Annotated in this window: 10 protein-coding genes; 5 read left to right on the plus strand and 5 right to left on the minus strand. The window is 65.5% G+C overall.

All coding sequences use genetic code 11. The annotated features are described in order from the left end of the window. Positions 1–73: 73 nt before the first annotated feature. Positions 74–1,405, plus strand: coding sequence for an MATE family efflux transporter (locus tag RFM52_RS20335; RefSeq protein WP_320297656.1), 1,332 nt, complete (start codon positions 74–76; stop codon positions 1,403–1,405). Positions 1,406–1,442: 37 nt separating this feature from the next. Here the strand turns inward: RFM52_RS20335 and RFM52_RS20340 are convergent, their stop codons facing one another. The 3 genes from RFM52_RS20340 to RFM52_RS20350 are packed head-to-tail and all read right to left on the minus strand — an operon-like array spanning position 1,443 to position 3,853. Then, positions 1,443–2,405, minus strand: a complete 963-nt coding sequence (locus tag RFM52_RS20340; RefSeq protein ID WP_320297655.1) for a PLP-dependent cysteine synthase family protein — start codon at positions 2,403–2,405, stop codon at positions 1,443–1,445. Between the two features lie 30 nt (positions 2,406–2,435). Then, a complete protein-coding gene (locus RFM52_RS20345; RefSeq protein WP_320297654.1) occupies positions 2,436–3,509 on the minus strand; it encodes a quinone-dependent dihydroorotate dehydrogenase in 1,074 nt (357 codons plus the stop codon). Beyond that, on the minus strand, positions 3,506–3,853 hold the full coding sequence (locus RFM52_RS20350; protein ID WP_320297653.1) for a DUF952 domain-containing protein: 348 nt from the start codon (positions 3,851–3,853) through the stop codon (positions 3,506–3,508). The genes RFM52_RS20345 and RFM52_RS20350 overlap by 4 nt, the downstream gene beginning before the upstream one ends. 110 nt (positions 3,854–3,963) lie before the next feature. Here RFM52_RS20350 and RFM52_RS20355 point away from each other — a divergent pair, with 110 nt between their 5' ends. Both RFM52_RS20355 and RFM52_RS20360 read left to right on the plus strand, forming a co-directional pair. Beyond that, positions 3,964–4,395 carry a hypothetical protein gene (locus RFM52_RS20355; RefSeq protein WP_320297652.1) on the plus strand — a complete coding sequence of 144 codons (432 nt, stop codon included), beginning with the start codon at positions 3,964–3,966 and terminating at the stop codon, positions 4,393–4,395. Between the two features lie 187 nt (positions 4,396–4,582). Then, positions 4,583–5,242 carry a response regulator transcription factor gene (locus tag RFM52_RS20360; protein ID WP_320297799.1) on the plus strand — a complete coding sequence of 220 codons (660 nt, stop codon included), beginning with the start codon at positions 4,583–4,585 and terminating at the stop codon, positions 5,240–5,242. Positions 5,243–5,251: 9 nt separating this feature from the next. Here the strand turns inward: RFM52_RS20360 and RFM52_RS20365 are convergent, their stop codons facing one another. After that, a complete protein-coding gene (locus RFM52_RS20365) occupies positions 5,252–6,763 on the minus strand; it encodes an MFS transporter (RefSeq protein ID WP_320297651.1) in 1,512 nt (503 codons plus the stop codon). 140 nt (positions 6,764–6,903) lie between these two features. On the opposite strand from RFM52_RS20365, the gene RFM52_RS20370 reads away from it, so the two are divergent. Further along, the gene (locus RFM52_RS20370; protein ID WP_320297650.1) at positions 6,904–7,806 is read left to right on the plus strand and encodes a LysR substrate-binding domain-containing protein; all 903 of its coding nucleotides are present in this window, start codon (positions 6,904–6,906) and stop codon (positions 7,804–7,806) included. Between the two features lie 86 nt (positions 7,807–7,892). Here the strand turns inward: RFM52_RS20370 and RFM52_RS20375 are convergent, their stop codons facing one another. After that, positions 7,893–11,378, minus strand: a complete 3,486-nt coding sequence (locus tag RFM52_RS20375) for a PAS domain-containing hybrid sensor histidine kinase/response regulator (protein ID WP_320297649.1) — start codon at positions 11,376–11,378, stop codon at positions 7,893–7,895. A 305-nt stretch (positions 11,379–11,683) separates the two neighbouring features. Between RFM52_RS20375 and mscL the strand changes: the two genes are divergently transcribed. Next, positions 11,684–11,835: large conductance mechanosensitive channel protein MscL (gene mscL, locus RFM52_RS20380; RefSeq protein ID WP_320327871.1), on the plus strand; the 152-nt coding region annotated here is incomplete at its 3' end.

An 11,835-nucleotide genomic window follows, 5' to 3' on the forward strand; every position in this document is an offset into this window, starting at 1 on the left:
GATGGCGGTTGCGTGAGGCCGGCAAACTGGGGCACATCGGGTCCTCGATCAAGCCGCAATCAGCCAGGCAGCAATGGACGCAACCCAAACCGGCGCCAGATCCTTCGCCGTCACCAACCGCTCGGTGCTGGCGATCGCCGTGCCGATGACGCTTGCCTATCTGACGACGCCGCTGCTCGGCATCGTCGACACGGCGGTGGTCGGCCAGTTCGGCGACGCGGCCCTGCTCGGCGGCCTGGCGGCGGGATCGCTGGTCTTCGACGTCGTCTTCACCACCTTCAACTTCCTGCGCTCCGGCACCACCGGCCTCGTCGCCCAGGCCTTCGGGCGCGGCGATCCGTTGGAGGAACAGGCGGTGCTCTGGCGCGCCGTGCTGATCGCGGTCGTCGCTGGCGTCATACTGGCGGCCCTTTCGCCGCTCTTTGCCGTCGCCGGCCAGTGGTTCATGGGCGCCGAGCCGCGCGTCAGCGCGGCGATGTCGGTCTATATCCGCATCAGGCTGCTCGCCGCGCCCTTCTCGCTGATCAACTACGCCATACTGGGCTACGTGCTGGGGCGCGGCGAAGGCGGGCTCGGGCTGATGCTGCAGGCCGTGCTCAACGGCATCAACATCGTGCTCTGCTTCCTGCTCGGCCTCGAGCTCGGCTGGGGCGTAGCCGGCGTCGCCTGGGCGACCGTCACCGGCGAGTTCCTCGCCATGCTGCTCGGCTTGGCAATCGTGCTCGCCCGTTTCCGCAGGCTGGAGCGGCCGTCGCGCCGCCGCATCCTCGATTTGCCCGCCTACCGGCGCATGCTGTCGCTCAACCGCGACATCATGATCCGCTCCTTCTCGTTGCTTGCCGCCTTCGCGCTGTTCACCAGGCAGGGCGCGCAGTTCGGCACGGTGACGCTCGCCGCCAACGCGGTCTTGATGAATTTCTTCCTCATCGCCGGCTATTTCCTCGACGGCTTCGCCACGGCGGCCGAGCAATTGGCAGGCCGCGCCATCGGCGCGCAGGCTGCAGCGCCGTTTCGTCGTGCCGTGCAACTGACGCTGGTCTGGGGTTTCGGCCTCGCCGGCGCTGCCACGCTCATCCTGCTGACGGCGGGCGCAAACCTTGTGGCATTGGTGACGACGTCTCAAGAAGTCCGCACGATCGCCGACGCCTATCTACCCTGGGCGGCCTTCACCGCGCTGAGCGGCGTGCTCGCCTTCCAGATGGACGGCGTCTTCATCGGCGCCACCTGGTCGCGCGACATGCGCAACATGATGCTGTTGTCGTTCCTCGTCTTCAGCGCCGCGCTCATCACGCTTGCGCCGGCCTTCGGCAACAACGGGCTCTGGGCGTCGCTGCACGTCTTCCTGCTGGTGCGGGGAGTGAGCTTGCTTGCAGTGCTCAGGCTCAGAGTGCGCACGGCATTTTAGCGCCCATCGTTCGGCTCCGGTCGAGCGCCAGCTTTTCTCAGCTCCAGAGGTCGGTCGAGAGGTATTTCAGCCCGGAATCGCAAATCACGACAGCGATCGTCTTGCCTGATTGATCGCCGCGCAGGAGACGCAACGCGGCAGCCACATTCGCCCCGGAGGAAAAGCCGCCGAAGATACCTTCGCTGCGCGCGAGCAAGCGCGTCGCCTCTCGCGCTTCGTCGCCGGACACCTGAAGATAGCCATCGACGGGCGCGTTGGTCAGGAATGCCAGGTCCGGCATGGCGTAGCCGCCGCCTTGAATCGGGTGTTCGGGTTGGGTGACCGTCTCTCCCGCTGCCGCCGCGGCGCCCTCAGGCTCGACGATGAAGCACTTGATCAGGGGATTGCGCTCCTTGAGCACCCTCGCCACCCCGGCATACGTGCCGCCCGAGCCGATGAAGTCGACGAATGCATCGACGGCGCCATGGCTGGCGTCCCAGATTTCCGGCCCGGTACCGTGATAATGCGCAAGCCAGTTGCCGTCGCGATGGAACTGGTCGGCGCGGTACGCGCCTCGTTCCTCCGTGACCGCTCTGGCCGCCTGCTCGACGAGCGCCAGATCGCCACCCGAGACCTGTCCCGGCACCGACCCCGGCAACTGGTCTACGAGGATAACTTCCGCGCCGAGCGCCGTCATCATGCGTGCGCGCTCTTCGGAGTTGCCCTTCGACATCACGGCGACGAAGGGGTAACCCCTGACGGCGCAGATGATCGCGAGCCCCGTTCCCATGTTTCCGGAGGTAAGCTCGACCACCGTTTGCCCCGGCTTGATGGCGCCGGACCTTTCGGCTTCCTCGATTATTCCAAGCGCCGCACGGTCCTTCTTGGAAAAGCCCGGATTGAGATATTCCAGCTTGGCGAGGATTGCGCCGTCGACGCCTGCCTGCGCCGTCAGCCTGTCGAGCCGGACCAATGGTGTTCCACCGATCGAGTCCACGACAGAGTTCAGAACCTCGGCCATCGTCTGTCCTCCCGGTTTGGCGGAAACTCGTCAGAGTCGTTCGGACCAGCTTGCGCAGCCGGTATCGCGCAGCTCTCTGATAGATTTGAGGCGCTCCTTCTCCACAAAGCGCGCCATGCCGGCAACGATGCGCCCGGGCAGCGCCGGCCCGGCATAGATCATCCCGGTGTAGAGCTGGACGAGGTCGGCGCCGGCGCGGATCTTTTCCAATGCCGCCTCGGTGGAATCGACGCCGCCGACACCGATGATCGCGATCTGCGGGCCAAGCAGCCTGCGCATCCGGGCCAGAACCGCGGTCGAACGCTCGAACAATGGTTTTCCAGAGAGACCGCCGGCTTCACCGGCCATGGTCGCGCTCCGCAATCCGGTCCGCGCCAGCGTCGTGTTGGAAACGATGACGCCATCGACTTCCTTCTCGACGACCTCGGCGGCGATGTCTTCGAGTCCCGCTTCGACGAGGTCCGGCGCGATCTTGAGGAAGACGGGCGGTTGCGCAAGAGCGGTGGCGCGCGCGGCCATCACCCGCGACAGCAATTCGCCGAGCTGCTCGCGCGCCTGCATGTTGCGCAGGCCCGGCGTGTTTGGCGAGGAGATGTTGACGGTCAGATAGCTCGCATAGGGCGCGAAGCGGGCGACGCCGCGCTCATAGTCGGCGATGCGGTCGGCGCTGTCCTTGTTGGCGCCGATGTTGACGCCGATGATACCCGGCCGCCCCTTGCGCGCGGCAAGCCGCTTTTCCGCGGCCGCGTGACCCTCATTGTTGAAGCCCAGCCGGTTGATCACCGCCTCGTCCGCCATCAGCCGGAAGATGCGCGGCTTCGGATTGCCCGATTGCGGCTGCGGCGTGATGGTGCCGACCTCGGCAAAGCCGAAGCCGAGCCCCAGCAGCGCGTCCGGAACCTCGGCGTTCTTGTCGTAGCCGGCCGCCATGCCCAGCGGATTCGGGAAGTCGAGGCTGCAGAGGCGGGTTTTGAGACGCGCGTCGCGCGTCGTGGTCGCGCCGACCGGAAGCCCGCAGCGCAAAGCCGCGATCGACATGCCGTGCGCGGTTTCCGGATCGAACGAGAAAAGCAGCTTCTGGCCGATCCGGTCGAGCACGCTCATTCGCCCTCCAGCGCCGGGAATTCGTGGCCGTTCGCGCCGAGCGGCAGCGGCTTGACCCAGAGGGCGGCATCGAGAGCGAGCGGAGCGTAAAGATGCGGGAACAGGGCGCCGCCGCGCGACACCTCGTATTTCAGCGCGTCGCCCAGCTTAGCCCCGTCGATGGCGATAAGCAGCAGATCGCTCTGGCCGGCGAAATGCCTGGCCGCGGTCTCGCGCACCTGGCCGGCGGTGGAGAAATGGATGAAGCCGTCGGCGATGTCGATCGGCGCGCCGATGAAGCGCCCGTTCCTCTCGGCTTCGCGCCAAAGCGCCTCGGGGGCGATCTTGTAGATAATCTGAGACATTGTCGCGCTATAGTCCGAACCGAAGGTGCGGGGAAGGCTCAAGCTCGACTCTTCCCCATTTCCGGCGCAAACCTGTGATAGCCCGCCTTCACTGGCTCATGGAGGACACTATGCGTCTGCAGCACATCCTGATCCCCGCGGCGCTCTGCTCGCTGGTTGCCGCGTCCGCCTATTCCGAGGAGACCGACCACTATCGGCTGGAGAAGTCCGCCGACGGTTATGTCCGCATGGACACAAGGACCGGCGCCATGTCGATCTGCGAGGAGCGCACCGGCCAGCTCGTCTGCAAGATGGCGGCCGACGAGCGGGCCGCCTACCAGGACGAGATCGACCGGCTCGACAATTCGGTCAAGGCGCTCGACGCGCGCGTCGCCAAGCTCGAGAATTCGCTCTCGGCCCGGCTGGAATCGCAACTGCCGAGCCAGGAGGACTTCAACAAGACGATGGGCTACATGGAGCAGTTCTTCCGAACCTTCAAGGACATCGTCAAGGACATGGACAAGGAAGACGGCGACAGCGGCAAGCTGAACCAGAAGACCTGAACCGAGGGCGCAATTTCAGGAAAAGTGCATAGCGGTTTTCCGTCCGGAATTGCGCAAAACAAGAGCCGAACCGTTGGGGAAAACCCCGCGCGCGGCCTTTGCCGCTTGAAAACGCGCCGCGTCACCGCATAATCATTCCGGTCCCCGCAAGAAGCACACAATGATGATGGGATCGGGGGAGGAATATTTGCCGTCGGGCCACACTTTCGTCATTGCCGACGACCATCCGCTTTTTCGCGGCGCGCTGAAGGAGGCGCTGGCCGGCGTCGGCGACGTTGCCGCCATCCATGAGGCAGGGGATTTCGAAAGCGCCAAGGCGCTGGTGCTCGCCAACGAGGATGTCGACATGGTGCTGCTCGACCTGTCGATGCCGGGCGCCAGCGGCCTCTCCGGCCTGATCTCGCTGCGCGGTATCCATCCGGCGGTGCCGCTGGTGGTGGTGTCGGCGCATGACGATCCCGTCACCATCCGCCGCGCGCTCGATCTCGGAGCGTCCGGCTTCATTTCCAAATCGGCCAGCATGGAAGAAATCCGCGCCGCCGTGCAGGCGGTGCTTGCCGGCGATATCGCCGCGCCCGCCGGTATCGAGCTCGGCGTCGAGCGCGATCCGGAGATCTCCGACCTGATCAAGCGCCTGCAGGCCCTGACGCCGCAGCAGACGCGAGTGCTCGGCATGCTGGCGGAGGGCTTGCTCAACAAGCAGATCGCCTATGAACTCGGCGTCTCCGAGGCCACCATCAAGGCGCATGTCTCGGCCATCCTGCAGAAGCTCGGTGTCGACAGCCGCACCCAGGCGGTGATCCAGCTGTCGAAGATCGGCGGCGACCCGCTGCAGCCGGTCGGCTGACCGTCCGTTTCAGTCCGGGCGCTGAACCGCTTCCTGCCGCGCCGGTCGTGCCTTGAAGATCGCAAAGCCGATCGCCGCCATGATCCATACGGCGACGCCGCCATAGAGCATCACCCAGCCAAAGCCGCTCGCCAGCGCGCCATGCGGGACGTCGTCCGGCAGGCTCGGCACCGGATTGCCGGCCGCGATCGCCTCGGCGAACTGACGGAGTCTTGCGCTGTCGAGATCGGGCAGCGCGATCATGAGATGGGAGAGCACGCCGTTCGCCAGGATGAAGCCCATCACCGCGATGTTCACCGCAAGCGAGATCATGCGCGCGCTCATGTCGATGCCGGACGCCATCCCGGCGCGGTTGCGCGAAACCGAGCCGGTGGTCGTGTTGGTGACCGGCGTGTTGGTGATGCCGAGCCCGGCGCCCGCGATCAGGCAGCCGGGCAGCATGGTCAGCCAGCTGGCATGGGCCGCGGCGCTGCCCCATTTCATCAGGAAGAAACCGACGCCGATGATCGCAAGCCCCGCCGGGATGATGACGCCGGGCCGGTAGCGCAGCGACAGCCGCTCGGCCAAAGGCGGCATGACCAGCGTCGGCAGCGTGTAGGCGAGCAAGGCAAGGCCGGTGGCGAAGCTGTCGAGGCCGAGGCCTGCGTGGAACCAGATCGGCAGATAGATCATGAACGGCCAGTAGCTGATATTCATCGCCGCCGAGCCGACGATCGCGCCGGAAAACGGGCGGATGCGAAACACCGAAAAGTCGAACATCGGCCGCTTGCTGACCCTTTCGGCGACGAGGAAAGCCACGAAGCTCGCGATCGACAGGCCAAGGATCGCCAGGGCGGCGGGGCTGGCAAATCCGAGCTCCGGTCCCTGCGTGATGTAGAAGACGAGGCAGAAGACGGAAGGCGACAAGGTCAGGATGCCGGCGAGATCCAGCCTGCCCGCTTGCGGATCTCTCGATTCATGGACCCCGCCCAAGGCAAGCACGAAGGCGACGACCGCAACCGCTACATGGATGAGGAACACCCATTGCCAGCTCGACACGGCGACGATACCGCCGCCGATGATCGGACCGAAGCCGAGGCCGATGCCGAAGACGACGCCCCACCAGCCCCAGGCCACGGCGCGCTCGCGCCCGTCCTGGAACTCATGCGACAGCACGGCGAGCTGGCAGATCAGCATCGCGCCGCCGCTCAACCCCTGCAGGAAGCGCGCGGCGATCAGCGTCGAGACGTTGCCCGCCAGGCCGCAGATCAGCGAGGCAAGCCCGAAGGCGGCGATCGAGACCAGGAAGACGCGCTTGCGCCCATAACGATCGGCAATGGTGCCGACCGCCATCAGCACGCTCGTGACGGCGATCGTATAGGCGTTCATCACCCATTGCAGTTGCCTGAAGTCCGCCTTGAGCACCTGCTCCAGCGTCGGCAGGATGGTGGGAACGCTCGATATCTCCAGCCCGAACATCAGGCAGGCAAGACATGCGGCGAACAGAACGACGATGCCCCGGCGGGTGAGGACAGGAGTCATGGTCAAACCTCTCGAATTTCTTGGGGCAGGGCGAAACCGGATGGTTTGCCGCTGTACGCCCAACCCAAGTTAAGGCAGGCTTGATCATTTTAGAATTGCATGGTTGGCTATTTCAGAGACAACAAAACAGGATAGCTGACATGACGCTGGACGTAGATGCGGTAAGAGCCTTCGTTACTGTCGCCGACCTACGCAGCTTCACCCACGCCGCCGACGCCATTGGCAGCACCCAGGGCGCGATCAGCGTCAAGCTGAAGCGGCTGGAAGACCGGATCGGCGAAAGACTGATCGAGCGGACGCCGCGGCTGGTGCGGCTTTCAACGCGCGGTGCCGTCTTCCTGGAGCCGGCGCGCGAGCTGCTTGCCGCGCACGACCGCGCTGTCGCCAGTCTTACGGCTGTTCGCCGCCATTTTCGGCTCGGCATCGCCACCCATGTCGGCGGCGCCGAGGTGCCGACCTTGCTGGCGCGGCTCAGTGCGCATGACCCGGCGCTGACCATCGAGGTCAGGCTTGACGACACACGCGACCTGCTCGCCGCCTTCGATCGCGGCGATCTCGATGCGGCGATCGTGCGGCGTGGGGACGGCCGCCGCGACGGCGAGGTGCTGGCGCCCGAGCATTTCGGCTGGTACGCGACGCCGGACTTCGTCTACCGCGCTGGCGAGCCGCTGCGGCTGGCCGCCTCCTCGCCCTCCTGCAGCATCCGCGACGTCGTCACCGGCACGCTCGACGCGGTCGGTATACCGTGGACACAAGTCTTCCTGGGCTGCGGCTCCTTCGCGGTTGCGGAGGCCGTGTCGGCGGGCCTTGCCGCCGGCGCCTTCTCGTCTCGCCTGGTTCCGCCCGGCACGATCGAGATCAGCCGCAAATTCGGCCTGCCGCCGCTGCCGGCATCGGAGATCGTGCTGTTGTCCACGCTCTCCGACGCCCAGTCGCGCGATGCGTTGCGCACCCTTGCCATGGCGTTTCGCGATCACCGTCCGCCTGCTAGTGGCGCGAGGCCTCGGTTCCGCAATTCGCAAATGGCCGACAGCTCCATCTGAAGCTGCCGGTCGGAGAAGCGCTCGTCGACATGTTCTGCGCTTATCTGAGAGGTCTCGGACGTAGAGGTTGAAGCACCGGCCAGCGACTACTCCGCCGCCGGCGCCAGCGGCCTGACGCGCGCCATCATCGAGCGCAGCACCGCTGGCTTCAGCGGCTTGTTGACGACGGGAATGTCGAGCCGGCCTGCAGCCGCGCGCACTTCGCTGGAGCGGTCGGCGGTGACCAGCACACAGGGCAGGTCCTGTCCGTAGGCGGCGCGCAGCCTGGCGACGGCATCGAGCCCGGTGCTGCCGTCGAGATGATAGTCGGCAAGCACCAGGTCCGGTTTCGGTGCGCCGGGTTTCACGAGATCGCCTGATCCCGAAGCCGTCTCGACATGGCATCCCCAGCCTTCGAGCAGCAGCCGCATGCCGTCGAGGATGCGCGCGTCATTGTCGATGCACAGCACATTGAGCCCGGCAAGCGTCGAGGCGGAGCGGGCCGGCGCCTTGCCGGTTTCGCGCGGCGGCGCGGCGACCGCCGCGACCGGCAGGATGACGGAAAAGCGCGTGCCCTTGCCGGGGTTGGAGTAGATGCGGATCTCGAGCCTCAGCACCCTGGCGATACGGTCGACGATGGAGAGACCCAGGCCAAGGCCTTCGGCCTCGCGCACGCCCTCGTCGAGGCGCGTAAACTCGTGAAAGACCGTGTTGAGCTTGTCGCCGGCAATGCCGATGCCGGTGTCGATCACCTGGATCTCGGCCAGCTCGCCGCGCCGCCGCACGCCAACCAGGATGCGGCCCTGGCGCGTGTATTTGATGGCGTTGGAAACGAGGTTCTGGATCAGCCGGCGCAGCAGGTTGCGGTCGGTCATGACGCCGAGCGAGGAGGGGATGATCGTGAGTTCGAGCTTCTTTTCAGCGGCCAAAGGGCGAAAATCGTTGCCGATCTGGCCGAGCAGTCCGCCGAGGTTGAAGGCGGCGTTCTCGGGCTTCATGGCGCCGGCGTCGAGCCGCGAGATATCGAGCACCGCGCCGAGGATGGTCTCGACCGATTCCAGGGAGGATTCGATGTTGACGGCGGCCTTCCCGGCCGGTCCCTTGCCGGCCTTCTCGATCAGCGACGAGCAATAGAGCCGCGCCGCGTTGAGCGGCTGCAGGATGTCGTGGCCGGCGGCGGCGAGGAAGCGCGTCTTGCCGAGATTGGCTTCCTCGGCCAGCATCTGCGCCTGCGCCAGTTCCTCGTTGACGCGGGTGAGCTCGATGGTGCGGGTCTTGACCCGCTGCTCCAGCGATTCATTGGCCCGCTTCAGCGCCAGGTCCTGCTCGACGCGGCCGGAAATGTCGGCATAGGTGGCGACGATGCCGCCATCGGGCATCGGGTTGGAGCGCAGCTCCAGGATGCGGCCGCTGGTCTTGAGCTCCATCTGCCACGGGCCGGCGAAGCTGGTCAGCCGGTTGAGCGTCGTCACGCGCTGGTCGGCGGGGATATCGCCGCGCTCGGCGAGATGGCGCAGGATCCGGTCGAGCGAGACGCCGACCTGGCCCATCTCGTCCGGCAGGTCGAACAGCAGCCGGTATTGCCGGTTCCAGCAGATCAGCCGGAAATCGCGGTCGAAGACAGTGATGCCTTGCTCCATCTGGTCGAGCGCGATCTGTAAGAGGTCGCGATTGTGCTGCAGCGCCTCGGTGGCGTCGTCGAGCAGCTTGAAGGCATCCTTGGAATCGCGATCGTTGCGGCGGAAGAGCAGCGACAGGATCAGCCGCGCCGAGGAAGAGCCGACGGCGCTCGCCAGCAGCTGCTCCGAGAAGCGGATGACATCCATGCTGGCCTGTTCGGTGCCGTGCAGGGAGACTTTCGCGTCCCTCTCGAAGGATTGGAACGAGCGCTCCGTGCGCTCGACGCCGAGATAGCGCGAGATCGTATCCTTCAGGTCGTTGACGGTGACGGCGGTGCGGAAGCGCCTGAGGCTCGGCATCGGGCCGGCCTCGCGCGGCACGAAGATCGCCGCCTGGATCCGCTCCAGCGGTACCGATGCTCGCGACAGAGATCCAAGCACGAAGAACAGGGCGTTGACCGAGAGGCTCCACAGCACGCCATGGTTCAGCGGCTCGCCGACGGTGCCGAACAGCGCCTGCGGCCTCAGCGCCTCGAAGCCGAACAGCCCATGGGCGACGATGCCGGAAGCGGGACCGACCAACGAGGGGAGTAGCAGCGTGTAGCTCCAGACGGCGATGCCGGCGACCATGCCGAGTGCTGCGCCCCGGCCATTGGCGCGGCGCCAGATCAGGCCGCCGATCAGCGCCGGCGCGAATTGCGCGATCGCGGCAAACGACATCAGGCCGATCGACGACAGCCGCGCGCTGTTGGTGCTCTCGCGATAATAGAGGAAGGCGATGAACAGCATGATGAAGATCGAGGCGCGGCGCACGTTGAGGATGAGCGTCGACCAGTCCTCGTTCTCCGAGGAACTGGTCTTGAGCACGCGCCGCACGAACAGCGGGATGACGAGATCGTTGGAGATCATGATCGACAGCGCGACGCTCTCGACGATCACCATGGCGGTCGCCGCCGACAGGCCGCCGACGAAGGCGGCCATCGCCAGCAGGTCATGCCCGCTGAGCAGCGGCAGCGACAGCACGTAAAGGTCGCTGCTGGTCTTGGTGCCGACCAGCGACAAGCCGGCAAAGGCGATCGGCAGCACGAAGAGGTTGATCGCCACGAGATAGAGCGGGAACACCCAGGTCGCCGTGCGCAGTTCCGCCTCGCTGCGGTTCTCGACGATCGTGACGTAGAACTGCCGCGGCAGCATCAGCACGGCAAAGCCGCTGAGGCCAGTCAGCACCAGCCAGGTGGCCAGGGAGGTGCTGTAGCTCATGGCCTGGCGCACCTGGCCGTTTCCGGCGAGCTTGGCGAACATGTCGCCGGGGCCGCCGAAGATCAGGAACGTCACCATCAGGCCGATGGCGAGAAAGGCGGCGAGCTTGACCACGGTCTCGACCGCCACCGCGAGCACCAGCCCGTCCTGATGTTCGGTGGCGTCGGCATGGCGGGTGCCGAACAGCACCGCGAACAGCGCCAAAAGCATCGCCACCACCAGCGAGATATCGCTGACGAAGGGATCGAAGGAGGGCGGCGAGCCGGTATAGTGCTCGACCATCAGGCTGACGGAGCCCGAGATCGCCTTGAGCTGCAACGCGATGTAGGGCACCGCGCCGACGGTTGCGATCAGCGTCGCGATCGCCGCGACTGTGAAGCTCTTGCCGTAGCGGGCGCCGAGGAAGTCGGCGATCGAGGTGATCTTCTCGCTTTTTGCCAGCCGGATCATGCGGTTGAGCAGCGGGAAGCCGAACACGAAGACCAGCACCGGACCGGTATAGATGCCGAGGAATTCGAGGCCGCGCTCGGAGGAAAGGCCGACCGAGCCGAAAAAGGTCCAGGAGGTGCAGTAGATGGCCAGGCTGAGCGCATAGATGAAAGGCCGTGCCCGGCCCAGGCCGATCGTAGCCGAACGCCGGTCGCCGACGCTGGCGATGGCGAAAAGCAGCGTCACATAGGCGATCGCGATGATGACGACGAACCAGCCTTGCACGGTCCGCACTTCCTCCCTGGAGCATGATGCCGAAAAGTGGGAAGCGGTTTTCGGGCGACATCATGCTCTATTCTTGATTCAAAGTCGGTCTCCACCCTGGCCTGGGCTAGACGCAATCACAGCTTGGAGCCCAAGTCCATCGCGGCTTTCGGCGCATATGTGCTTGATGACGCTATGTAAACACAAACCGGTGCCTTGGCTCATTTTCCGGTTTTGCAACCGGGGGTTTTTGTTATTGTGAACCTTGGGTCGGCGTCGAAGGACTGGAGAGGCGGCAGCGCGGCCCGTGATGCAAGGAGGGTCGAATGCTGAAAGAATTCCAGGAATTCATCTCCAAGGGCAATGTGATGGACTTGGCCGTCGGCGTCATCATCGGCGCCGCTTTCGGCAAGATCGTCGAATCGCTTGTCAATGACATCATCATGCCGATCGTCGGCGCGATCTTCGGCGGGCTGGA

The organism is Mesorhizobium humile (assembly GCF_033977215.1).
GTDB classification, from domain to species: Bacteria; Pseudomonadota; Alphaproteobacteria; order Rhizobiales; family Rhizobiaceae; genus Mesorhizobium; species Mesorhizobium humile.